Raw genomic sequence first — 22642 nt, forward strand, 5'->3', positions numbered from 1 at the left:
GGTACGGCCCCATCCCCGCGCACCTGGCCCGCGACATCGCCACCGACGCCGTCTGGCGGCGCCTGCTCGTCGACCCCGCCTCCGGAACCCTGCTCGACTACGGGCGCACCGTGTACCGACCCCCCGCCGGGCTCGCCGACGTCGTCCGCGGCCGCGACGTCACCTGCCGCACCCCGGGGTGCCGCCGCAACGCCGCCACCTGCGAACTCGACCACGTCACCCCATGGAACACCGGCGGGCCCACCGACGAGGCCAACCTGTGCACCGCATGCACCACCCACCATCACATGAAGGAACACCCCGGCTGGCAGGTCGTCCTCCACCACGACCGCCGCGTCGAGTGGATCACCCCCACCGGACACCGGTACTGGACCCAACCCCACGACTACCGGGAGTAGACCTCCCGGCTACCCGTTCACGCCATCGTCAGGCCACCGCTGACCGACAGGGTCTGGCCGGTGATGTAGCCGGTGGCGTCGGAGGCGAAGAACGCCACGGCCGCGGCGACGTCGGCGGGCTCGGCGAGGCGACGCATCGGGATACCGCGGGTCATCCCGGCGAGCACCTTCGCGCCGTCCCCGGACTTGTCGGCGAACGCCTGCAGCATCGGGGTGTCGGTCGGGCCCGGGCACACCGTGTTGGCCGTGATGCCGTGCCGCGCCACCTCCCGCGCCAGCGTCTTGGTGAACGCGATCGTGCCGCCCTTCGCCCCGGAGTAGACGGCCTCCAGCGACGAGCCCACACGCCCCGCGTCCGACCCGATGTTGACGACCCGGCCCCAGCCGCGCTCGATCATCCCGGGCACCACGGTGTGCGTGACCCGCAGCATGCCCTTGAAATTGATGTCCAGGACCCGTTCCCAGAAGTCCTCGGTGGTGTCGAGGAAGTTCATGAAGTCGTCCCAGCCCGCGTTGTTGACCGCGATCTCCACCGGGCCCAGCTCGGTGGCGACGGCCCGGACCGCGGCCTGCACCGAGCCGGTGTCGGTGACGTCGGCGTGCACGGCCACCGCGGCACCCCCGGCCGCTGTGATCGACTCGGCGGTGACGCGCGCGGCGTCCAGGTTGCGGTCGACCACGCCGACCCGGACGCCCTGCGCGCCCAGCGCCGTCGCGATCCCCCGGCCGATGCCCTGCGCCCCTCCGGTGACGAAAGCCGTTCTCGAACTCATCACGATCCTCCCGGGCGACCGTGGCCTGCCCACATGATCGCCGGGCTCATCGTGGCAGGACCCGGCGCTGCCGTCCCGCCCGCGCCGAGCGGGTCACGACACCCAGGAGGCCGGCACCTCGACCGGCATCGCCAGCAGCATCGCGCCGTAGGACTTGCCCTGCGGGTCGAAGCGCAGCGTGGACGTGCCGCCGGTGCCGCCGAGCACGTCGTCGAGCACGATGTTGATCGCGTGCAGGCCGGGCAGCGCCCACCGTCGCACCCCGGACGGGTGGACGTGCGCGAAGTGCTCCGCCACCCGCGCGGCGCTGACCTGCTCGACCAGCGCGGTGACGTACTCGGGGCGCCGGGCGAGCACGCCGATGTTGGCCAGGTTGCCCTTGTCCCCGCTGCGCGCGGTGGCGATCCGGTGCAGGGGGACGCTGACGGTGGGCCCGCCGGATGCGGGCACCGGCGCCTCGGGCAGCAGCGGTGTGGACCTCACGGCGGCGGGATCGCCGGGTGCGACGGGGACGTCGAGTGCCCGGTCCCCGTCCAGCAGCACCCGCACCGGGGTACCGGCCTTGTCGACGAGCAGGTGGTGCACCTCGATCACCGGCGCCACCCGCGGGCGCCCGCCGGACACGCCGGTCATGCCCTGCGCGACGAGCGCGAAGGAGGCGAACTCCGCGGAGAAGTACTCCAGCGCCGCCTTCTCGGGATGCCGCACCCCGATCTTGACGACGGCCTCCGTCGCGGCGGGTTCGGCCTTGTGGCCCACGATGTCCCCCGCCCCCACCACCTCCACCGACGACTCGGACAGCGGCCCGAACCCGGCCTCGGCGATCAGCCTCTCGACCCGGGTGACCAGCGCCTCGCCCGTCCGCCGCGCCTTGCCCGCCGCGCCGACCCCGGCGAACATCGCGGTGGTCAGCGCGCGGAACCCGGCCGTGCTGGTGGCCGTGGCCTTGAAGGTCGTCGTGGGTGGCCCGCCGCGCGCGCCCGACACCCGCACGCGGTCCGGGCCGTCCTGGGTCAGGGCGATGTCGCGCCAGTCGCAGGAGACGTCGGGCATGAGGTACGCGCCGGGGTCGGCGATCTCGTAGAGCACCTGCTCGCCCACCCCCGCGGGCGTGACCAGCCCGCCGGTCCCGGCGGGCTTGGTGATCACCGCGGTGCCGTCGGGGAAGCACTCGGCGACCGGGTAGCCCATGCGCTCCCAGCCCGGCACGTCCTCCCAGTCGGTGACGTTGCCACCGGTGCACTGCGTGCCGCACTCCACGATGTGGCCGACGAGCGAGCCGGCCGACAGCAGGTCGTGGTCGTCGTCGGCCCAGCCGAACTCGTGCAGCAGCGGTCCGAGCACCACCGCGGCGTCCACGCAGCGGCCGGTGATGACGATGTCGGCCCCCGCGCCGAGCGCGACGGCGATCGGCCGGGCCCCCAGGTAGGCGTTCAGCGACACCGGCGCAGTGGGCACCGGCGCGCCGGTGACCATGTCCGTGGCGCCCGCGCACAGCTCGCCACGGCGGGCCAGCAGGTCGTCGCCCTCGACGGCGGCCACGGTGAGCGAGAGCCCGGCCTCGGCGACGGCGGCCCGCGTCGCCCTGGCCGCCGCGGCGGGGTTGAGCCCGCCCGCGTTGACCACGACCCGGATGCCGCGCGCGGCGATCTCGGGCAGCGCGGGCGTGACGGTCGTGAGGAAGTCGGCGATGAAACCGCCGTCGGGATCCGTGGCGCGCGCCCGCGCGAGCAGGGCCATGGTGATCTCGGAGAGGTAGTCGGCGACGAGGTAGTCCACCTGCGCGCCGTCGAGGATGTCCCGCAGCGCGGTGCGGGTGTCGCCCCAGAAGGCCGCGAAGCAACCGATCCTGACCGTGTCCGTCACCGAGGTGAATCAACACCGGTCCACCGGCCACGTCAAGCGGGGCGCGGGCACGCTCAGATCGGCTCCACCGCTGCCTTGATCCGCTGCAGGGTCTCGCGCATGTCGCGCACGTTGGTCCGGTTGCGCAACCTCCCGAGCAGCGCGCCGTAGATCCTGGTCAGCGGGCGGTCGGCCAGTGCGTAGGACTCGGTGACGTCGGTGCCGGATCCGGACGGGGTGAACCGGTAGTGCCAGGTGTTGACCGGCGAGCCGTTCAGCAGGACGTCGAAGCCGAACTCACGGCCGGGGTCGCACGCGGTGACCCGGCAGAGCGTCCAGTAGGTGGGCCCACGGCCGTTGCGCCGGACGTGGCCGCGGAAGCGCGCACCGACCGCGGGGCCGACGGCCCCGTCGAGCCACTGCGCCTCGAACGTCTCGGGGGAGAACCTACCGACGCTGGTGACGTCACTGACCAGTGCCCAGATCCGCTCGGGCGGTGCGGCCATGTGCACCGTCACCGAGCCACGCACCGAGGTCACCTCCCGTGGCCGCCTCCGGCATCCTGTAGCCACCACGCGCCCGGCGCAAGGGGCGACCCGCACGGCACGCTGCCGGTGACGTGGCGCTACCGCCCCGCGCGGCGGGCGAGCAAGGTGCGCGCCCGCTCGCGACGCACCGAACGCGGGCAGGCGTGGCGCGGCGGGCAGGCGCCGTAGGTGTGGTGCACGGGGACGCTCGTCCCGAGCCAGGACCGCACGACCGCGAACCACGTCCGGAACATGTCGACCTCCCGCGACCGGCGTGCCAAGTAGACTAGGCTATCGGTCGTTCATGTCATACCTACAATCGGAGGAGGGTCGGAGCCACTCAGGTATGCCTATCCTGATGGACTTGACGACCGCTGCACCGCCCGTCACCCCGCCACCACGGCCAGCACCTGACCGGTGTCCACCTGGTCCCGCTCGGCGACGCGGAGCTCGGTGAGCACGCCGTCGGCGGGGGCGGACACGGTGTGCTCCATCTTCATCGCCTCCAGCACGATCAGCGCCTGGCCCGCGGTGACGGCGTCACCCTGCGCCGCGAGCACCCGCACGACCCCGCCGGGCATGGGGGCGAGCAGCGAACCGGGTCGCTGCGCGGCCGCCGGGTCGGTGAAGCGGGGCACCTCGGCCAGGACCGTGGACCCGAGCGCGCTGTCGACGTAGGCCACCCCGGCGGCGCGGTGCACGTCGACGCCGCGGCGCACGCCGTCGACCTCCAGGTCCACGTGCTCCGGTGTGGCGCACAGCAGCCGGACGGGCAGCGGCGTGCCGTCGACCTCGACCAGCGGGTCGCGGCCCAGCCGGTAGGCCACGTCCACCGTGCGCTCGCCGACGGTGTAGGCCACCCGGTGCGGCGCGGTCGCGACGTTGCGCCATCCCGAGGGCATCGCGCCCAGCACCGGGGCGGCCGCGCGGTTGCCGGCCTGCGCGGCCAGCGCGGCGGCGACGGCGTGCACCCCCGTCACCCCGATTGCAGCAAGGCCACCTTCACGCAACGAGATTGCGTGAAGGTGGCCTTGCTGCAACTCGGTGGGGTCGTGGCGCGTCAGGTAGCCGGTGTCCGTGACCCCGGCCAGGAACTCCGGCTCGCGCAGGATGCCGACCAGCAGGTCCCGGTTGGTGGTGACGCCGTGCAGCCGCGCCCCGGCCAGCGCGCGGGCCAGCCGGCGTGCCGCCGCGGCGCGGTTCGGACCGTGGGCGATCACCTTGGCCAGCATCGGGTCGTAGTGCGGACCCACCACCGAGCCGTCGGCGACACCCGAGTCGACGCGGACCTCGCCGGGCACCGCGAAGCGGTGCAGCGTGCCGGTGGCGGGCAGGAAGCCCGCGGGCACGTCCTCCGCGTAGAGCCGCGCCTCGATGGCGTGCCCGGTGATCCGGGCGTCGATGACGTCGGGGCCCAGCGGCTCGCCCTCGGCGATCCGCAGCTGCTGCTCCACCAGGTCCAGCCCGGTGACCAGCTCGGTGACCGGGTGCTCCACCTGCAGCCGCGTGTTGACCTCCAGGAACGCGAACCCGCCGTCGAACAGCACGAACTCGACGGTGCCCGCCCCCACGTACCCGATCGCCTTGCCTGCAGCCACGGCAGCCGCGCCCAGCGAGCCGCGCAGCGCGTCGTCGACGGCGGGCGAGGGGCACTCCTCCACGATCTTCTGGTGCCGCCGCTGGATCGAGCACTCGCGTTCGAACAGGTGCACGACCGCGCCGTGGGTGTCGCCGAGGATCTGCACCTCGACGTGGCGCGGGTCGACGACGTAGCGCTCCAGGAACACGGTGCCGTCGCCGAACGCGGACGCCGCCTCGCGCCGGGCCCCGTCGACCGCCTCGGCCAGCGCCGCCGGATCGTGGACGGCGCGCATCCCACGGCCACCGCCGCCGAACGCGGCCTTGACCAGCAGCGGGAAACCGACCCGCTCCCCCAGCGCGGCGAGGTCGACACCATCGGACACCGTGGCCCCGGGCAGCACCGGCACCCCGGCCGCGTCCATCAGCGCCTTGGCCTCGATCTTCGACCCCATCGCGGCGATCGCCCCGGGCGGCGGCCCGACGAAGACCAGCCCGGCCGCGGCGCAGTCCCGCGCGAACCCGGCGTTCTCCGACAGGAACCCGTAGCCGGGGTGCACGGCGTCGGCGCCGGTGGCCCGGGCGGCGGCGATCACCAGGTCGCCGCGCAGGTAGGTGTCGGTGGGCGCGACGCCGGGCAGCCGCACGGCCTCGTCGGCCAGCGCCACGAACGGCGCGTCGGCGTCGGCGTCCGAGAACACGGCGACGGTCGAGATCCCGAGCGCGTGCGCGGTGCGCATGACGCGTTCGGCGATCTCCCCGCGGTTGGCGACCAGCAACTTCCCGATCATGGGGTGCTCACATCCGGAAGACGCCGAAGCCGCGACGGCCCTCGACGGTGGTGGAGTGGACGGCCGAGAGCGACATGCCGAGCACGTCGCGGGTGTCGCGCGGGTCGACGATGCCGTCGTCGTAGAGCCGGGCGGTGACGTAGAACGAGTCGGACTCGGCCTCGATCTGGGCCTCGACCGCGGCGGTGCGCGCCGCGTCGGCCTCCTCGTCGAACGCTCTGCCCTGCGACGCGGCGGACGCGCGGCCGACGATCGACAGCACCCCCGCCAGCTGCGCCGCCCCCATCACCGCCAGCTTGGCCCCCGGCCAGGCGAACATCAGACGCGGGTCGAACGCGCGTCCGGACATGCCGTAGTTGCCGGCGCCGAACGAGCTGGCCATGTTGATCGTCAGGTGCGGCACGGTGCTGTTCGCCACGGCATTGATCATCTTGGCGCCGTCCTTGACGATGCCGGCCTGCTCGTAGCTGGTGCCGACCATGTAGCCGGTGGTGTTCTGCAGGAAGACCAGCGGGGTGTCGGTCTGGTTGGCCAGCAGGATGAACTCGGTGGCCTTGCGCGACTCCTCACCGAACAGCACGCCGCGGTGGTTGGCCAGCACGCCCACCGGATAGCCGTGGACCTGCGCCCAGCCGGTGACCAGCGAGGTGCCGTAGAGCGGCTTGTACTCGTCGAAGTCCGAGCCGTCGACGGTGCGCGCGAGGATCTCCCGCGGATCGAAGGGCACCTTCGTGTCGGCCGAGACGATGCCGAGGATCTCGTCCGGGTCGTACCGCGGCTCCTCCGGCAGCCCCCGCGGCGGCGGGCCGAGCTTGCGCCAGTTGATCCGCGTGAGGATCTCGCGGCCGAGGCGGAGGGCGTCGCGTTCGTCGACGGCGAAGTGGTCGGACAGGCCGGAGACGCGCGAGTGCATGTCGGCGCCGCCGAGTCCCTCGTCGTCGGCGTCCTCGCCGGTGGCCATCTTCACCAGCGGCGGGCCGCCCAGGAACACCTTGGCCTGCCGGTCGACCAGCACGGCGTGGTCGCACATGCCCGGGACGTACGCGCCGCCCGCGGTCGAGTTGCCGAACACCAGCGCCACGGTCGGCACGCCCGCCGCGGACAGCGCGGTGAGCTCGTGGAAGATCCGCCCGCCGGGGACGAACAGGTCGGCCTGGGTGGGCAGGTCCGCCCCGCCGGACTCCACGAGGTTGACCACCGGCAGCCGGTTGACGCGCGCGATCTCCAGCGCCCGCAGCGTCTTGCGCAGCGAGTAGGGGTTCATCGCGCCGCCGCGGACGGTGGGATCGTGCGCGATCACGACCACCTCGACGCCCGACACCACCCCGATCCCGGTGACGACGGTGGCACCGACCGTGAACGGGGTGCCCCACGCCGCCAGCGCGGACAGCTCCAGGAACGGCGAGTCCGGGTCGAGCAGCAGCTCGATGCGCTCGCGCACCGGCAGCCGCCCGCGCTCCCGGTGCCGCTGCTGGTACTTCGCGCCCCCACCGGCGGCGGCGATCGCGTGCTGCTCGGCGAGCCGATCCAGCAACGCGAGCTGCGCGGCGCGGTTGCGCACGTACACCTCACCACCGACATCGACCGCCGACCGCAACCGCCCCACTACGCCACCCCGCACGTCACGCGAGGCCTCCGTGCTTCTGGATCCCGCCAGCGTTCGTCGCCCACCACGATCACCGCCTCCGCGACGTTCCCGCCGCCCGTCTCGATCACGCGTCGCCCGCATTCGCGCACAGCCCGCAGTCTCGCGCACAGCCCGCGGTCTCGCGCACAGCCCACAGCCCGTGCGACGGTACGAACGGCGTGCGCGGGCCGGCGGGGATCGCGAGCCGTCGTGGACGACACCGGCCGCAGGCGGGGCGACTTGGTCACCCCGCCGTCTCCTCGGACGGCGCGCGGAGTCGGGCCCGGCCGTCGTCGGTGAGGAAGCGGTACGCGCCCGCGGTGGCCAGCAGCGGTGGGTCCTGGGTGTAGAGGCGGGCGACGTCGGCGGCGTGCAGGCCCAGCTCCCGCGCGGCCTGGTGCGCCTCCAGCTTGTGCATCCGACCGTCGGGTGCGGCGGCGAAGCGCTCCAGCAGGGCGACGTCGGCCGCGCCCGGCGCCGGATCGGACTGCGCCTGGGCGAGCTCGGCCAGCACGGCCTCCATCTGGGACCCGAACGTGCGGAGCATCTGGCGCAGCTGCTCCACCCGGTCGACCTGCTGCGCGGCCTCCCCGCCCGCACCCTGCCAGGTGCGCTTGGGGTGGCGGCGCAGGTACTCCTGCTCCAGCTCCAGCATCCGCTCGGTGTGGTGGCGGAACTGGTCGGCGGTGCCGTGCAGGAACACCCAGTTGCGGGTGGCGTGCGCCCGGGTGCCCTGCCGCTCCAGCTCGGCGTCGGAGAGCTCGCGGGCCGCCGTTCCGTGGGTCTCGCGGGTCATGGCGAGCACCGTATCCCCGACGGGGCAGCTACAGCGCGATGTGCACGCGGACCACCGTGCCGTGGGCGCCGTGGTGGATCCGCACCAGATCGGCCAGGGCGTGCACCAGGAACAGCCCGTGGCCCACCTCCGGTGGTGCCGGGGGCCGGCGCCCGGCGAGCTGGTCGGTGAACCGCCCGCCGTCCTGCAGCTGCACCACGACGTGCTCGGCGTCGTGCCACACGGTCAGCAGCCCCGCCCCGCCGGAGTGCACGATCGTGTTGACGGCGAGCTCCTGGACGACGTGGCGCAGGTCGGCGATCCGGTCGGGCGCCAGGCCGGCGCGCGCGGCGTGGGAGTGGACGAACCGGCGCGCCGCCCGCGGCCCGGTCGCCCGGTCGACGATCAGCACGTCGGCGTCGCGGGGGGCCGGTGGCAGGTCGCGGTCGAACGACGCGGCGACCGCCCGGGGGTCGGTGTATCCGGCGCTGGGCCAGCGGGCCGTGCCGTGGGCGAGGACGGGATGGGTGCGGGTGGCGTCGGTGAGCACGTCGGGCGTGAGCCGGGACACGTCGTAGGGGCACAGGACGTACGCCGGCAGCTCGGCCAGGGCGACGTTGATCAGCGCCTCGTGCTCGGCGCACGCCGGGTACTCCTCCACCGACCGTCCGGCCCAGATCGGCTCGCCGACGATCCGCACCCGCCGCCCCCGGTGCTCGTGGGCGAACGCGGTCAGGACGTTGCCGATGATCCGGCCGGGGTTGCGGCCGGCCACGGCCATGTCGGCGGTGCGGACGCCCGCGACACCGTCGAGCGCGTCCCGGATGCGGGTCAGGTTCGGGTCCGGTACCGCGACGAGCACGGGCTCCTCGGCGCTCCGCCCGGCGTGGACGAACGCGAGCACAGCGGCGTCGTACTGCTCGGGCGTCTCGTAGAACAGTGCATCGTGCTCCAGCCCGGCGGGCCGGGGGGTGTTCGTCACGGGTGCTCCTACCGGCTGCGGCTCCCACGGCCGAAACGGTGCGAGTCTAGTCCGGCACGCGCGGTCACGATGCCGTCGGACGGACCAACCGTGCAACCCGGTCGCGGGCCTGTTCCGCCCCCGTCTCAGCGCCCACCGAACGGAGCCCCCATGAAGCGCGCCCTCGCTCTCGCCGTCGCGGTCGCCGCACTCGCCCTGAGCGGCTGCACGGCCGCCGCGTCACCGGGCGGCACGGCGGCACCCCCGACCGTCACCACCCGCGCCACCGGCACCGTCACGGGCACCCCGGACCTGCTCACCGTCACCCTCGGCGTGGTGACCCGTGCCGGCAGCGCCACCGACGCGCTCGCCGCGAACGCGACCGCCGCGGACGACCTGCTCCAGGTGCTGCGCGACGGCGGGGTCGCCGACGCCGATCTGCGCACCAGCGGGCTCTCGATCGGTCCCACCTATGGCGACACCGGGCGGATCACCGGCTACGAGGTGAGCAACGAGGTGACGGCCACCCTGCGCGACCTCGCCGCCGCGGGCGGGTTGATCGACGCCGCCGGACGGGCCGTCGGCGACGCGGTGCGGGTGCAGCGCCTGGAGTTCTCCGTCGACGACGACAGCGCCGCCCGCGCCGATGCCCGCGCGGATGCGGTGGGGCGCGCGCGGGCCCAGGCCGAGCAGCTGGCGGAGGCGGGCGGGGTCGCGCTCGGTCCGATCCTGTCGATCACCGAGATCGTCGCGGACCGTTCGCCACCCGTCCCGTTCGCCCGCGACGCCGCCGAGCAGGCGGCCACCACGCCGCTGCTGCCCGGGTCGCAGGAGATCGGGGTGACCGTCGAGGTCGTGCACGCCCTCGGCTGATCCGGCCCGGCCCAGCCCGGCACCGCGGCGCGGAGTGTCCGATCTGCCGGTACCGTGACCGGTGGACTCGCCCGAGACCACGGCGCCCTGCGACGCGAGAGGTCCGGCGATGACTCCGGTCGGCTCAGCCACTTCCCGGGGCAGCGACTTCGCTGCCCTGTCCCGCACCGTCCAGGAGGCCGGCCTGCTCCGCCGCCGCCACGACCACTACGCGTGGCGCATCGGGCTCACAGTCGCTGCGTTCGCGGCCGGATGGGCGGTGTTCGCGCTGGTCGGGGACTCGTGGTGGCAGCTGCTCACCGCCGCGTTCCTCGCCGCCGCCAGCACCCAGCTCGCCTACACCGGCCACGACGCCGGGCACAAGCAGATCTTCCGCACCCGGCGTGGGAACGACGTGGTCGGCTACGTCCACGCCGCGCTGACCGGGCTGAGCTACGGCTGGTGGGTCGGCAAGCACAACCGCCACCACGCCAACCCCAACCACGAGTCCGACGATCCCGACCTCGACATCCCGATCCTCGCCTTCTTCTCCGGCCAGGCCGCAGGCAGGCGCGGCGTCACCCGCTGGACCACCAAGTACCAGGCGTTCCTGTTCTTCCCGGTGCTGCTGCTGGAGGGGTTGAGCCTGCACTGGTCGGCGCTCGATGCGGTCGTCCGTGGCGGGGTGCGCAACCGTGGGGTGGAGGCCGTCGTGCTGGTCGGGCACACCGTGGCCTACGTCGGCGCGGTGCTGCTGGTGCTCTCGCCCGGAAAGGCACTGGTGTTCGTCGCGGTCCACCAGGGTCTGTGGGGCCTGTGGATGGGGTGCGCGTTCGCGCCCAACCACAAGGGCATGCCCACCTGGGCCGACGGCGCCGATCTCGACTTCCTGCGCAAGCAGGTCCTCACCTCCCGCGACGTCCGCGGCGGCGCGCTCGTCGACCTGGCGCTCGGCGGGCTCAACTACCAGGTCGTGCACCACCTGTTCCCGAACATGCCCCGACCGCACCTGCGGCTGGCCCAGCCGATCGTCGAGCGGTTCTGCGCCGATCGCGGCATTCCGTACGTGCGGTGCGGGCTGCTCGACTCCTACGGTCAGGTGCTGCGGCACCTGCACGCCGTCGGTGCTCCGCTGCGCGCCGCACGCGCCTGAGCCGGGTACTACGCTATTCGGCCTCGTGGCCGAATCGCACGGCGAGTTCCTCGATCCTCCGGAACTGCAGCATCGGGAAGGGCCATCCCCAGTGCGGCATGTGGCCCGAGTCATCTGCGTACTCGCGCCTTATCCGATCCAGTTCGCCGGCCAGACCCGGCCACAGCCGGCCGAACGGGACCGCCAGCGCGAACTCATCCCGACCCCGGACAGGCATCCATCCGGCATCCGCGGTGACGTAGTCGGGGTACTTCATGCCATGGACGACCACGGCGACCGTCTCGTGTGTGGCCACCGCGAGATCGATGAAGGTTCCCGAGGCCTCGCCCGCCCAGATCGCGCTCGCACAGTTCGCACCCTCTGCGATGTCGATGAGGGCGTCCAACAGGAACTCGAACGAGTTGACGAGGGTTGTTGCCCGCGTCGTATACCGACGACCGTCCGCGTCCAACCGCAGACTGCACCAACCGTGTCGAAACTCGAAGGAGAGCACGCCGGTCACCGATCCGCACCAGGGAATGCGCTCACAGAGGGGAGACCTTGGCGCAGGCACGCCAGTTGTTCGACTGCACACCAGTCGTGTACATCGATTCAACATTGCCATTCTGCTCGTAGACGAGGTAGGCCTTGATGTTTCCGAGGTCGACGTTGAGCACGCGGACGAGATACGGACGGAACGGATCCTCGGATGCCGGTCCGGCCTCCACGACCATTCTGCGGAAACATGCGATGAAGTTGCCGTGGTCGTTGACACCATGGCCGTCGTCGATGTGCAGGACCCCGTACGAGATCGGCGACCCGCAACTGAGCGTGTAGGTGGTGCGTTCGAACCGCGACCGGTCGACGACGTCCCTGGGTGCCATTCCGCCGTCGAGACACCTCGCCACGCGCTCCGCCGGGGTCTCCGCCAGCGCGGCCGGACCGTTCCCGGCAAGCAGGCTTCCCGCAACGATGACCAGAGTCAGGCCGATTCGCAGAACTCGATACACAGTATCCCCCCATACCGATGAATTGCTCGAAGAGTAGCGATCTGGTACCGGAACCGGCAACCATGATCACCCGATCATGGTTGCCGGACCCTCGCGATCCGGCGCGCCCGGCCACACGGGATGATGGGGAAATGACAGTCGGCGAACCCCGATCCGGTCCGCGGCACAGTCGGGCGGCGCGCCGTGAAGCCGAAATCGAAACGGAGTTCCATGGCCACGGGCACGGCCCCACCGCCCCCGCGGACCGCCGGGTGCGCATCGCCATCGCCGCGCTGCTCGTGCCCGCTGCGATCGCGACGCTCGTCGGGCTGGTCCTGCTGTTCCCCTACGAGCGGGCGCAGCCGGCCGACGAGGTGGCGGCCGTGCGGGTGCCGGGCACCGTCACCGCCACCGCGGTCAGCGACTGCGCCCCGGGCGAGGGGGACCGCGGATGTGTGGCGTTGACGGTGCTGCTGACCGGCGGGGAGCGGGCGGGGACCAGCATCGTGACGCTCGTCTCGGTGGTCCGCGGGGTCGCCCCGTTCACCACCGGCGACGACGTGCGACTGGTGGTCACCGGTGATCCTGCGGATCCCGAGTCCTACCAGATCGACGACTTCCAGCGCGACGTGCCGCTGGGGTTGCTGGCGCTGCTGTTCGCCGCCGCGGTGGTGGCGCTGGGCCGCTGGCGCGGGGTGGCCTCGCTCGGCGCCCTCGTGCTGAGCGGCATCGTGCTGGTCGGGTTCGTGCTGCCGGCGATCCTGGCCGGCAAGGACCCGCTGGCGGTGGCCGTGGTCGGCTGCTCGGTGATCATGTTCGGGGCGCTGTACCTGACCCACGGCCCGTCCGCGCGTACCTCGGTGGCGGTGCTCGGCACGCTCGGGAGCCTCGTCCTGATCGGGCTGCTCGGTGCCGGGTTCGCCGCGGCCAGTGCCCTGACCGGTGCCGACGAGGACACCGCCGCACTGGCCAACGTGCTGGGCAGCGGCCTGGACGGGCGCGGGATCGTGCTGGCCGGGCTGATGATCGGGGCGCTCGGCGCGCTCGACGACGTCACCGTCACCCAGGCCAGCGCCGTGTGGGAGCTGCGCCGCGCCGACCCGGGCCTGCGGCCGACCGCGCTGTTCACCTCGGCGATGCGGATCGGGCGCGACCACGTGGGCGCAGCCGTCAACACGCTCGTGCTGGCCTACGCCGGTGCGGCGCTGCCGCTGCTGCTGCTGTTCAGCGTGGCCGAGCGCGGGCTCGTCGACACCCTCACCTCGCAGGTGATCGCCACCGAGGTGGTGCGCACGCTGGTGGGCAGCATCGGGCTGGTCGCCGCGGTGCCGCTGACCACGCTGCTGGCGGTGGCGGTCGTCACCCGTGGCGGGGTCGGCCGTGGGTGACGCCCGCGCCGCGGTCGTGGCGCTGTGCCGGGGGCTGGTCGAGCGGGGCCTGGTGGTGGGCACGGCGGGCAATGTGTCGGTGCGCGACGGCGAGCTGATCGCCGTGTCCCCCAGCGGCGTCGACTACGGCTCGCTGACCGCGGCGATGGTCGGCCTGCACGCGCTCGACGGATCACCGGTCGACGCCCCGCTGGCCCCGACCTCCGAGCTGGCGCTGCACTGTCTCGTCCACACCCGCCCCGGGGCCGCCGACGGCGAGGTGGTGCTGCACACCCACGCCGCGGCCTCGACGGCGCTGTCCACGGTGGTCGACGAGGTGCCGCTGACCCACTACTACGCGGCGTTCTTCGGCGGCGCGATCCGCGTGGCGCCCTACGCGACGTTCGGCACCGCCGCGCTGGCCGAGCACGTGCGCGCGGCGCTGGTCGGGCGCACCGCGGCGCTGATGGCCAACCACGGGGCCGTGCTCGTGGCGCCCGGCGTCGCGGGCGCGCTGGACCGGGCGGGCTACCTGGAGTACGTGTGCGACGTGGCGCTGCGGGGGCTGGCCACCGGACTCCCGCTGCGCACGCTCGACGGCGCGGAGATCGACCGCGTCCGCGACGCCCTGGCGGGCTACGGCCAGGGCGATCGGTGACCCCGCGTCCCCGACCCGCGCACGCTCCGGCCATCCGCGCACGTCGGGACGTGCGCGGGTGACCGGGATGTGCGCGGGTCGGAGCATCACCGATCCGTAAGGCGTCGCCGCCGTCACGGGCCCCGCGGAGGGGGACACTGGCGGACGTGAGCACGACCGAGGTCCGTCCCCCCGTCACCCCGATCCCGCCGCGCCCGGCCGCACTGATGGGGGTCGTGGCGGTCGCCGCCGCGCTGGGGGCGGGCCACCTGGTCGCGGGCGTCGTGTCGCCCGCGTCGTCGCCGTTCCTGGCGGTGGGCAACTCCGCGATCGCGCTCGCCCCGCAGTGGCTGGTCGACTTCGCGAAGAACGCGTTCGGCACGGCCGACAAGCCCGTCCTGCTCGCCGGGATGGGGGTCGTGCTGCTCCTCGCGGCGGCGGCGGCCGGTCTGGCGTCGCGGGAGCGGCCCCGTCCCGGGGTCCTCGCCGTCACGGCGCTGGGCCTGCTGGGCTTCGCCGCCGTCCTGTTCTCCCCGGCGTTCACGCCGGTCGACCTGCTCGCCCCGGCGGCGTCGGCGGGCGCGGGGGTGCTGGTGCTGCGCCGCCTGCACGCGCTCGCGTTGCCCGCCCCGCGCACGGGCGGCGGCGGCGTCGCGCGCCGGAAGGTGCTGCTGGGCACCTCGGCGGCGATCGGGTTCGGCGCACTGGCCGCCGCCGGGCTGGGCCAGGTGCTGGGGTCGCGGCGCAGCGGCTCGCGCGACGAGGTCACCGCGATGCTGCGCCGGACCGGGCTGTCCCGGCGGGCCCCGGCGATCCCGGCGGGCGCGGCCTTCCCGGAGACCGGCACGCCATTCGTCACCTCCAACGCCGACTTCTACCGGATCGACACCGCGCTGCGGATCCCCACCCAGACCGCGGCCGACTGGTCGCTGCGGGTGCACGGGATGGTCGACCGCGAGCTGAGGCTCACCTTCGACGACCTGCTCGCCCGCCCGCTGGTGGAGCGCACGATCACGATGCTGTGCGTGTCCAACGAGGTCGGCGGGGACCTGATCTCCACGGCGAACTTCGTCGGGGTCGACCTGCGCGAGATCCTGCTGGAGGCCGGTGTCGCTCCGGGCGCCGACCAGGTGCTGTCCACCTCCAGCGACCGGCTGTGGACCGCGGGCACGCCGGTCGACGTGCTGCTGGAGCCCGATCGCGGCGCGCTGCTCGCGATCGGTATGAACGGCGAGGCGCTGCCGCCCGAACACGGCTTCCCGGTGCGGATGGTGGTGCCGGGGCTGTACGGGTACGTGTCGGCGACGAAGTGGGTCACCGACCTGGAGGTCACCACGTTCGACGCGAAGCAGGCCTACTGGTTGCAGCGCGGTTGGGGCGAGCGCGGCCCGATCAAGACGCAGTCGCGCATCGACTTCCCCCGGCCCTTCGCCGCCACCCCGGCCGGGCAGGTCACGGTCGCGGGCCTCGCCTGGTCGCAGCCGGTCGGCATCAGCCGCGTGGAGATCCGCCTCGACCAGGGGCCGTGGACGGAGGCCGAGCTCGCAGGAGAGGTCAGCGGCGACACCTGGCGGATGTGGCGCACGACCGTCGACGTCGCCGCCGGCTCGCACGTCGTGCAGGTGCGGGCCACCGACGCGAACGGCGTCACGCAGACCGACGAGATCGCGCCGGTCGTGCCGGACGGCGCGACCGGGCAGCACTCGGTCGTGTTCACGGCGGGCTGAGCGCCGTCCGCGGCCGGAACACCAGCTGCGCGCAGTCCCCGTCGTCGAAGCGGCGGACCGACACCTGGTAGACCGGTTCGAGCACCTCGGGCGTCAGCACCTCGTCGGCCGGTCCGGCCGCGGCGACGGTGCCGCGGTGCAGGAGCACGAGCCGGTCGCAGTAGCGCGCGGCGAGGTTGAGATCGTGCAGCACGACGACGGTGGTGATGCCCAGCGTCGCGACCAGGCCGAGCACCTCGTGCTGGTAGCGGATGTCGAGGTGGTTGGTCGGCTCGTCGAGCAGCAGGTGCCGGGCCTGCTGGGCCAGCGCGCGGGCGATGAGCACCCGCTGCTTCTCCCCGCCCGAGAGCATGACGAAGGGCCGCTCGGCGTACTCCCGCATCCCGACCCGGCGCAGCGCGGTGGCCGCGATCGCGTGGTCCGGGCCGGTGAAGGGCTGCAACGCCGAGCGGTGCGGCGAGCGCCCGAGCAGCACCATCTCGGCCACCGAGATCGGCAGCTCCGGCGGGTTCTCCTGGGCCACGACGGCGACCCGCCGGGCCATCTCCCGCCCGGGCAGCGACGCCACCGGCTCCCCGTCGAGCAGCACCGCGCCGGTGCGCGGGGCGAGCGCGGTGTAGAGGATCCGCAGCAGCGTCGTCTTGCCGCTGCCGTTGGGGCCGATCAGCCCGAGCACGCCGCCCTGGGCCGCGGTCAGCTCCACCCCGGCCAGGACCGGGGTGCCGTCGTAGGCGAACCCCACGTCGGACGCGGTGATCATCGCGCCGGCACCTGCCTCGGGTCGGCGAGCCCGCGGGCCCCGGGCACCAGCAGCGCGAGCGCCCCCGCGGCCAGGGTCGCCACCCCGCAGGCGACGAGCACCGGCGTCGTCCCGAACCCGGTGAGCAACACCGGCAGCACGACCAGCCCGAGCGGGGTGACGCCGTAGGAGACCATGAAGTCGAAGGCGAACACGCGCCCGAGCCGCTCCGGCGCGACCTCCCGCTGGATCGCGGAGAACCACAGGATGTTGAACGTCTCGATGCCCGCCCCGCCGAGCACGTAGGCGGCCACGACGAGCACCGGCGCGTCCGGCACGGCCAGCGACAGCGGCACCAGCCCGAACACGCCCAGGCCGGCGAACGCGACGACCCCGGCCGGGCGCGGGGTGAACCGGCCCAGGACCAGCGCGGCGACGACCGCACCCGCCGAGTAGGCGCCCAGCGCGATCGCCAGGAAGGCGTCGGTCCCGAACAGTTCCCGGCTGACCAGGGGCAGCGTCAGCTGCTGCACGGCGAACCCGATCGACAGCCACACCATCAGGGCCCCGAGCCCCGCCACGAACCAGCGGTGCCGGCCCACCTCGCGCAGCACCTCGCCGTAGTCGGCGAACGGGCGCCGCCGGGCCGCGTCCGACGGGCGGGGGGCGCCGCGCGGCAGGAGCAGCGCCACCGCAGCCGACGCCAGCCACAGCGCACCGGTCGCCGCGAGGGTCGCCGCCCCGCCGACCACGGCGTACGACACCGCCGCCAGCCCGGGACCGCCGACGAGCAGCAGCCGGCTGCTCAGCGTCGACACCGCGTTGGCGGGCTGGCGCTGGGCCTCGGGGACGACCTCCCCGATCAGTGCCTGGTAGGCGCCGCGGAAGATCCCCTCCCCCACCCCGGTGAGCAGCACGCACGCGCAGAGCAGGGGCACCGACACCGCGAACGCCCCGACCGAGGCGAGGATCGCCGCCCCGCGCACGGCGCTGGCGACCGTCAGCACGGTGCGGCGCGGGTAGCCGTCGGTGACGATCCCCCCGAGCACCGCGCCGAGGACGATCCCGAGCGTGCGGGCCCCGAGCACCAGGCCGAGCACCGCGAGCCCGCCCCGGGAGTCGAGGACGTGGAGGGTCAGGGCCACCGGCATGACGGACGTGGCCGCGCTGGTGAGCGTCCAGCTCACCCAGGCCAGCCGGAACCGCCGGTTCCGCAGGACGCTCAGCATGGATTCCTCTCAGGCCGCGCGCAGGCGACGGACGAGCACGAGCAGGAAGGGAGCGCCGACGACCGCGGTGACGATCCCCAGCGGCAGCTCCCGCGGCGCGAACGCGGTGCGGGCGACGACGTCGGCCCACACGAGGAAGCAGGCGCCGATCAGCGCGGCGACGGGCAGCACCCGACGGTGGACGCCGCCGACGCACAGCCGGGCCACGTGCGGCACGACGAGACCCACGAAACCGATCCCGCCCGACACCGCGACCGCGGCGCCCACGGCCAGCGCCACGACGACCAGCGCCCACGCCCGCAGCCGGGCCGGGTGCGTGCCCAGGGCGCGCGCGGTGTCGTCGCCGACGGCCAGCGCGTCGAGGCGGCGCGACCAGCCCAGCAGCACCGCGGCCGTGACCGCCGTGGTGGCCGCGACCACCGCCACCGCGGTGCCGTCGGCCTGGGCCAGCGAGCCGAGCAGCCAGAACAGCACCGCCCGGGCGCCCTCCGGGCTGTCCGATGCGAAGATCATGAAGCTGGTGACGGCCTGCAGCACGTAGCCCACCGCCACCCCGGCCAGCAGCAGCCGCACCGAGGTGATCGCGCCGCCGATCCCGGCGACCGCGAACACCAGCACGATCGCGCCGACCGCGCCGGCGAAGGCGCTGCCGGCGAGCGCGCCCCCGCCGAGCGCCGCGCCGACCCCGAACAGGATGGTGGCCGCCGCACCGGTGGAGGCGCCCGCCGACACCCCGAGCAGGTAGGGCTCGGCGAGCACGTTGCGGACCAGGGTCTGCAGGGCGACCCCGGCCAGCGCCAGCGCCGCCCCGACGACCGCACCGAGCAGCACCCGCGGCGTCCGCACCACCCAGACGATGCTGTCCTCCGCGCCGCTCCAGCCGGCCGCGGCGGGGACCCCGACGAGGCGGTGGCCCAGGATCTCCGCGACCGTGCCGGGCGGGACGGGCACCGGCCCCAGCCCGACCGCGAGCGGGATCGTCAGCACCAGCAGCGCGCCGAGCCCGCCGGTCCACAGGGCGGTGTGCCGCCGCCGTGCCCCGCGGCCGAGGTCGTCCTGTTCCCCGACGGCGTCGAGCCGGTCGGGCGGCGCCGACACGGGGTGGGCCGTCACGACAGGGTGGCCAGCTGCGCGGTGAGCTGCTCCAGACCGTCGACGGCCAGGGTGCCGTGCCCGGAGTAGAAGAAGTCGAGCACCAGCACGTCCTGCGCGGCGACCGCGGGCAGCCCGGCGATCTCCGGGCGGGACAACACCTGCTCGCGCACCTGCTCCGGTGTGATGTCCTTGGCCTGGTAGAGCGCCAGGACGACGTCGGGCGCCGTGCCGATCAGCGACTCGACGCTGGGCTCGAAGTAGCGCTCGGGCTCCGCCCCGAACACGTTGCTCAGCCCGATGATCTCCAGCTGCTCGTGGACCATGCCGAGGTTGCCGTAGGCGCCCAGGGCGCTGTCCGGGCCGGCGAGGTACAGCGCCGCCGCGCTGCGCCCGTCGGGCGTGGCCTGCGTCCGAACGGCCTCCACCCGGGCCCGCAGGTCGTCGGCGGCGGCTGCTGCCACCTCGGACGTACCGAGCACGGTGCCGATCATCTCGACGTCGGTGGCGACGTCCTCCAGGGCCGATCCGCTGCGCTGCGACTGCCCCGCTCCGAACCCGCCGCAGTACCCGGCGACGATCAACGTCGGGATGCCGAGGGACTCCAGCTCCTCGGGCGTGGTGCCCTCCAGTCCGAACGTCACCACCAGGTCGGGGGTCTGCCCGACGATGAACTCGCGGGAGATGCCGTCGCTGCCGGCCAGCGGCAGCCGGGGCCGGGTCGACAGCTCGGCCTCGGCGTCGCCGAGCGGCTCGTCGTCCAGCGGCGCGAACGCGGTGATCCGCTCGGTGCCGCCCGCGGCCGCGACCAGCGTGCCCGCCTCGCCGCCGATCACCATGACCCGCTGGGGCGGGGCGGCGACGGTGACCTGCCGCCCGCAGTTCTCGACGGTGACCGCATCGCCCGCGGCCGGGGTCGCGGACTCGGGTCCGGGGCCGCCACAGGCGACGAGACCGGCCAGTGCGGTGGCCGCCAGCACGGACGTTGCGGGACGCAGGCGCATCAGGATTCCTTGTCGGTGTAGAGGTACAGCGCCGTGGGATCGGCGCTGAACTGGGAGAAGGGGAACGGCTCTGCGGACAGGGCGGTGACCTCGGCGCCGAGGAACGCCCGGGCGACGGCGGCGCCGCTCTGGGCGTAGACGACGAGCGGGACACCGCGCTCGCGGCAGCGGCGCAGGATGGTGTCGAAGCTGCCGTTGCCCAGCGTCATGCCGGTGGCCACGACGGCGTCGGCGACGTCGAGGACCCGGCCATGTCGGGGGTGACCGGGTCGCCCCACTGCGTGGTGCGCAGGTTCAGGTCGCACGGCAGGGGCTCGGCCCCCCGCTCGCGGATGGCCGCGACCAGCGGGTTCACCACCCCGATCAGCCCGACCCGGCTGCCGGGGGCGACGTCGAGCAGCCCGGCCACGGCCGCGTCGCGGGCCCGGGCCCGCACCTCGGGGGTCCCGGCCGGCAGGACCACCGTCGTCGAGGCGGCGTCGCGGTGCGGCCGCGCGGCGCCCAGGTGCGCGTCCAGCGCGGCGGTGCGCAGCGCGGGCGTCCCGCTGCGCAGCAGGGTGTCGAGCGGGCGGCCGGAGGCGTCGGCGCACACCTGCGGGTCGACCTCGCCCGCCTCGAACGCGCAGGCGCCGAACGCCGCGCCGACCCGGACCAGCAGGTACTGGTTGCGGTAGGTCGTGGTGCCGCCCGCCAGCCGGGTGCCGTGGTGGACCCAGAACACGCTCGTGGCGACGACGTGGGCCGGGTCGGGTCCGTGCCGCCCGGCGAGCACCTCCTCGACGAGATCGGCCACGGCGCTCACGACGCCGCCCGGGCGGGCTCGGCGGCCCGCGGGCGCGGGACCCGGTCCGTGGTCGACCAGGGCAGCTCCAGCTCGTCGGCGCTGCGCACCGTCCGGGGCGCGAACGCCTCGACCGGGGGCACCTCCTCGTGGCCCGCGAACGCCGCGTCGACGTAGCGGTGCCCGGTGTCCGGGGCCAGGAACACCACGGTGCGCCCGGCCGCGCGCGCCCGCTCGTGGCGCGCGACCAGGTAGGCCGCCCCGGACGACAGCCCGGCGAAGACGCCGCTGCGCCGCAGCAGCCCCACCGTGCCGGCCCGGGCGCACGGGAAGGCGATCCAGTGCACGCGGTCGTAGAGGTGGTGGCGGACGTTGCGGAACTCGATGGAGCTGCCGATCCCCGCGATGATCATGTCGGGGTCGGCGGTGTGCTCGGCCCCGAACGTGACGCTGCCGAAGGGCTGCACCCCGACCAGCTCGACGTCGCGCCCGGCCCGGCGCAGGTAGGTGGCCAGCGCGCCGGTGGACGCGCCGGTGCCCACGCCGCCGACGATCGTCAGCGGGCCCGCCGGCAGCGCCCGCCCCAGCGCCGCCGCGACCTCGCGGTAGCCGAGGTAGTGCACGCCGTCGTGGTACTGGCGCATCCAGTGGTAGCGCGGGTTGCGCAGCAGCAGCTCCCCCACCCGCTGGACCCGCAGGTTCTGGTCGAGCGCGAGGTCCGTCGAGGAGCGGACCTGCTCGAGGGTGGCCCCGAGTATCTCCAGCTGCACCCGCAGCGTCCGGTCCACGGTCGTGGACCCCACGATGTGGCAGCGCATGCCGTGGCGGTGGCAGGCCAGCGCGAGGGCGTGGGCGTAGATGCCGCTGGAGCTGTCGACGAGGGTGTCGCCGCGCCGCACGAGACCCGCGTCGAGCAGATGGCCGACCGCGCCCAGCGCCGAACGCACCTTCATCACCTCGAAGCGCAGGCAGACGACGCCGTCCTCCACCCGGATCGCGTCCGGGTCGGCGATCGCGTCCGCGTAGTGGGCGTGGATCACCGGTCCACGTCCGGGCGGCGCAGCGCGAACAGGTAGGTCTGCACGTCGTCGCCCGGCCAGTCCTCGACGTGCACGACCTCGGCGTCGAACCCGGCGTCCAGCCCGATCGCGACGATGTCGCGCAGCGGCGCGGTGTTGGAGACGATCAGGTACACCACACCGCCGGGCGCGAGCAGCTCGCGGGAGACGAGCTGGCCGAAGAACCGCGAGGCGATGTCACGCCCCACGCACAGGTTGCGCACGATGTCCGGGTCGTCGGAGAGCGGCAGCTCGATCGCCGGCGGGTTGAACGTGACGACGTCGACCTGGTGGCCGTCGGGGAAGCCCTCCCACACGTCGGCGACCAGCGGGTACAGCGGCGGCCCGCCGGAGCCCACGATGCGGGCGTAGTGCCGGGCTGTGGTGCGCACGCTCTCCGGGTGGACGTCCAGCGCGTACACGGCGGCGGCGCCGTGCACCCCCGCGACGACGGCCTCGACCCCGAGCCCGGCGCCCATCGCGGCGTAGCGCAGGCCGGCCACCGGCAGCGTGCCGTCGAGCAGGCGGGAGTGCACCAGGCGGCTGGTCTCCCCGGGGTGGAACACGCCCGGCGGCAGGTCGAAGTCCCACCCGTTCCAGGTGTAGCTGCGGTGGTCGTGGATCGCGCGGCTCGGGTTGTTGATCGCCCGGATCTCGTCGGGCGTCAGGGTTCGGGGCAGCCGGTCGTGCAGGGCCCAGCCGCGGGCGTCACCGGGCAGCACGGGGCCCCCGGAGCGGATCGAGGTCATGGGATCACACT

The 22642-nt window shown here is 74.1% G+C and carries 24 protein-coding genes; 6 read left to right on the top strand and 18 right to left on the bottom strand.

Translation table 11 applies throughout. The annotated features are described in order from the left end of the window. A partial coding sequence (locus Q1K26_RS00150) for an HNH endonuclease signature motif containing protein (protein WP_300006806.1) occupies positions 1-398 on the top strand: 398 nt, incomplete at its 5' end. Between the two features lie 17 nt (positions 399-415). Here the strand turns inward: Q1K26_RS00150 and Q1K26_RS00155 are convergent. The 8 genes from Q1K26_RS00155 to Q1K26_RS00190 form a co-directional block, all read right to left on the bottom strand. Further along, positions 416-1171 carry an SDR family oxidoreductase gene (locus Q1K26_RS00155; protein ID WP_300006808.1) on the bottom strand — a complete coding sequence of 252 codons (756 nt, stop codon included), beginning with the start codon at positions 1169-1171 and terminating at the stop codon, positions 416-418. A gap of 93 nt (positions 1172-1264) precedes the next feature. Continuing rightward, a complete protein-coding gene (locus tag Q1K26_RS00160; RefSeq protein WP_300006810.1) occupies positions 1265-3037 on the bottom strand; it encodes an acyclic terpene utilization AtuA family protein in 1773 nt (590 codons plus the stop codon). A 53-nt stretch (positions 3038-3090) separates the two neighbouring features. Then, a complete protein-coding gene (locus tag Q1K26_RS00165) occupies positions 3091-3546 on the bottom strand; it encodes an SRPBCC family protein (protein WP_300006812.1) in 456 nt (151 codons plus the stop codon). 95 nt (positions 3547-3641) lie between these two features. Next, a complete protein-coding gene (locus tag Q1K26_RS00170; RefSeq protein ID WP_300006814.1) occupies positions 3642-3824 on the bottom strand; it encodes a hypothetical protein in 183 nt (60 codons plus the stop codon). A 105-nt stretch (positions 3825-3929) separates the two neighbouring features. Next, positions 3930-5912, bottom strand: coding sequence for a biotin carboxylase N-terminal domain-containing protein (locus Q1K26_RS00175; RefSeq protein ID WP_300006816.1), 1983 nt, complete (start codon positions 5910-5912; stop codon positions 3930-3932). Positions 5913-5919: 7 nt separating this feature from the next. Beyond that, positions 5920-7518 carry a carboxyl transferase domain-containing protein gene (locus tag Q1K26_RS00180; protein ID WP_300006818.1) on the bottom strand — a complete coding sequence of 533 codons (1599 nt, stop codon included), beginning with the start codon at positions 7516-7518 and terminating at the stop codon, positions 5920-5922. A gap of 265 nt (positions 7519-7783) precedes the next feature. Next, positions 7784-8335: a DUF6158 family protein gene (locus Q1K26_RS00185; protein ID WP_300006820.1), complete on the bottom strand. Its 552-nt coding sequence runs from the start codon at positions 8333-8335 to the stop codon at positions 7784-7786. 28 nt (positions 8336-8363) lie between these two features. After that, positions 8364-9296: a sensor histidine kinase gene (locus Q1K26_RS00190; protein ID WP_300006821.1), complete on the bottom strand. Its 933-nt coding sequence runs from the start codon at positions 9294-9296 to the stop codon at positions 8364-8366. Positions 9297-9446: 150 nt separating this feature from the next. Between Q1K26_RS00190 and Q1K26_RS00195 the strand changes: the two genes are divergently transcribed. Both Q1K26_RS00195 and Q1K26_RS00200 read left to right on the top strand, forming a co-directional pair. Further along, a complete protein-coding gene (locus Q1K26_RS00195; protein WP_300006822.1) occupies positions 9447-10148 on the top strand; it encodes an SIMPL domain-containing protein in 702 nt (233 codons plus the stop codon). A 109-nt stretch (positions 10149-10257) separates the two neighbouring features. Continuing rightward, entirely contained in the window at positions 10258-11280 is a 1023-nt protein-coding gene (locus Q1K26_RS00200) for an acyl-CoA desaturase (protein WP_300006824.1), read from the top strand. 13 nt (positions 11281-11293) lie between these two features. Here Q1K26_RS00200 and Q1K26_RS00205 read toward each other — a convergent pair whose 3' ends face one another. Next, a complete protein-coding gene (locus tag Q1K26_RS00205) occupies positions 11294-11782 on the bottom strand; it encodes a hypothetical protein (protein ID WP_300006825.1) in 489 nt (162 codons plus the stop codon). Between the two features lie 22 nt (positions 11783-11804). Continuing rightward, positions 11805-12269: a hypothetical protein gene (locus Q1K26_RS00210; RefSeq protein ID WP_300006826.1), complete on the bottom strand. Its 465-nt coding sequence runs from the start codon at positions 12267-12269 to the stop codon at positions 11805-11807. Positions 12270-12520: 251 nt separating this feature from the next. Between Q1K26_RS00210 and Q1K26_RS00215 the strand changes: the two genes are divergently transcribed. The 3 genes from Q1K26_RS00215 to Q1K26_RS00225 all read left to right on the top strand — a co-directional run bounded on the left by Q1K26_RS00215 (position 12521) and on the right by Q1K26_RS00225 (position 15979). Next, positions 12521-13636, top strand: coding sequence for a YibE/F family protein (locus Q1K26_RS00215; RefSeq protein ID WP_300006827.1), 1116 nt, complete (start codon positions 12521-12523; stop codon positions 13634-13636). After that, positions 13629-14273, top strand: coding sequence for a class II aldolase/adducin family protein (locus tag Q1K26_RS00220; RefSeq protein WP_300006829.1), 645 nt, complete (start codon positions 13629-13631; stop codon positions 14271-14273). The genes Q1K26_RS00215 and Q1K26_RS00220 overlap by 8 nt, the downstream gene beginning before the upstream one ends. A 206-nt stretch (positions 14274-14479) precedes the next feature. Beyond that, a complete protein-coding gene (locus tag Q1K26_RS00225) occupies positions 14480-15979 on the top strand; it encodes a molybdopterin-dependent oxidoreductase (protein WP_300006890.1) in 1500 nt (499 codons plus the stop codon). Here Q1K26_RS00225 and Q1K26_RS00230 read toward each other — a convergent pair. The 8 genes from Q1K26_RS00230 to Q1K26_RS00265 are packed head-to-tail and all read right to left on the bottom strand — an operon-like array spanning position 15966 to position 22631. Next, positions 15966-16739, bottom strand: coding sequence for an ABC transporter ATP-binding protein (locus Q1K26_RS00230; RefSeq protein WP_300006831.1), 774 nt, complete (start codon positions 16737-16739; stop codon positions 15966-15968). The two genes, Q1K26_RS00225 and Q1K26_RS00230, sit on opposite strands and share 14 nt — an antisense overlap. Next, positions 16736-17947 carry an MFS transporter gene (locus Q1K26_RS00235; protein WP_300006833.1) on the bottom strand — a complete coding sequence of 404 codons (1212 nt, stop codon included), beginning with the start codon at positions 17945-17947 and terminating at the stop codon, positions 16736-16738. The genes Q1K26_RS00230 and Q1K26_RS00235 overlap by 4 nt, the downstream gene beginning before the upstream one ends. A gap of 9 nt (positions 17948-17956) precedes the next feature. Continuing rightward, complete coding sequence (locus Q1K26_RS00240) at positions 17957-19060, bottom strand: iron ABC transporter permease (RefSeq protein ID WP_300006835.1); 1104 nt, start codon at positions 19058-19060, stop codon at positions 17957-17959. Beyond that, on the bottom strand, positions 19057-20043 hold the full coding sequence (locus Q1K26_RS00245; protein ID WP_300006837.1) for an ABC transporter substrate-binding protein: 987 nt from the start codon (positions 20041-20043) through the stop codon (positions 19057-19059). Before Q1K26_RS00245 ends, Q1K26_RS00240 begins: the two co-directional genes overlap by 4 nt. Further along, positions 20043-20264 (bottom strand): hypothetical protein, encoded by a 222-nt coding sequence (locus Q1K26_RS00250; protein ID WP_300006839.1) that lies wholly within the window; start codon positions 20262-20264, stop codon positions 20043-20045. The genes Q1K26_RS00245 and Q1K26_RS00250 overlap by 1 nt, the downstream gene beginning before the upstream one ends. After that, positions 20249-20836, bottom strand: a complete 588-nt coding sequence (locus Q1K26_RS00255) for a hypothetical protein (protein WP_300006841.1) — start codon at positions 20834-20836, stop codon at positions 20249-20251. Before Q1K26_RS00255 ends, Q1K26_RS00250 begins: the two co-directional genes overlap by 16 nt. 5 nt (positions 20837-20841) lie before the next feature. Continuing rightward, positions 20842-21864, bottom strand: coding sequence for a pyridoxal-phosphate dependent enzyme (locus tag Q1K26_RS00260; RefSeq protein ID WP_363320391.1), 1023 nt, complete (start codon positions 21862-21864; stop codon positions 20842-20844). Next, the gene (locus Q1K26_RS00265) at positions 21861-22631 is read right to left on the bottom strand and encodes a methyltransferase (protein WP_300006843.1); all 771 of its coding nucleotides are present in this window, start codon (positions 22629-22631) and stop codon (positions 21861-21863) included. The genes Q1K26_RS00260 and Q1K26_RS00265 overlap by 4 nt, the downstream gene beginning before the upstream one ends. Positions 22632-22642: the final 11 nt, after the last annotated feature.

Source organism: Pseudonocardia sp., from assembly GCF_029263155.1.
Taxonomy (GTDB): domain Bacteria; phylum Actinomycetota; class Actinomycetes; order Mycobacteriales; family Pseudonocardiaceae; genus Pseudonocardia.

Bases quoted from the DNA above. Each gene is read 5' to 3' on its own strand.
- Q1K26_RS00185 (WP_300006820.1), bottom strand. From the start codon at position 8,335: ATGACCCGCGAGACCCACGGAACGGCGGCCCGCGAGCTCTCCGACGCC.
- Q1K26_RS00225 (WP_300006890.1), top strand. From the start codon at position 14,480: ATGGGGGTCGTGGCGGTCGCCGCCGCGCTGGGGGCGGGCCACCTGGTC.
- Q1K26_RS00235 (WP_300006833.1), bottom strand. From the start codon at position 17,947: ATGCTGAGCGTCCTGCGGAACCGGCGGTTCCGGCTGGCCTGGGTGAGC.
- Q1K26_RS00155 (WP_300006808.1), bottom strand. From the start codon at position 1,171: ATGAGTTCGAGAACGGCTTTCGTCACCGGAGGGGCGCAGGGCATCGGC.
- Q1K26_RS00200 (WP_300006824.1), top strand. From the start codon at position 10,258: ATGACTCCGGTCGGCTCAGCCACTTCCCGGGGCAGCGACTTCGCTGCC.
- Q1K26_RS00265 (WP_300006843.1), bottom strand. From the start codon at position 22,631: ATGACCTCGATCCGCTCCGGGGGCCCCGTGCTGCCCGGTGACGCCCGC.
- Q1K26_RS00245 (WP_300006837.1), bottom strand. From the start codon at position 20,043: ATGCGCCTGCGTCCCGCAACGTCCGTGCTGGCGGCCACCGCACTGGCC.
- Q1K26_RS00175 (WP_300006816.1), bottom strand. From the start codon at position 5,912: ATGATCGGGAAGTTGCTGGTCGCCAACCGCGGGGAGATCGCCGAACGC.
- Q1K26_RS00230 (WP_300006831.1), bottom strand. From the start codon at position 16,739: ATGATCACCGCGTCCGACGTGGGGTTCGCCTACGACGGCACCCCGGTC.
- Q1K26_RS00195 (WP_300006822.1), top strand. From the start codon at position 9,447: ATGAAGCGCGCCCTCGCTCTCGCCGTCGCGGTCGCCGCACTCGCCCTG.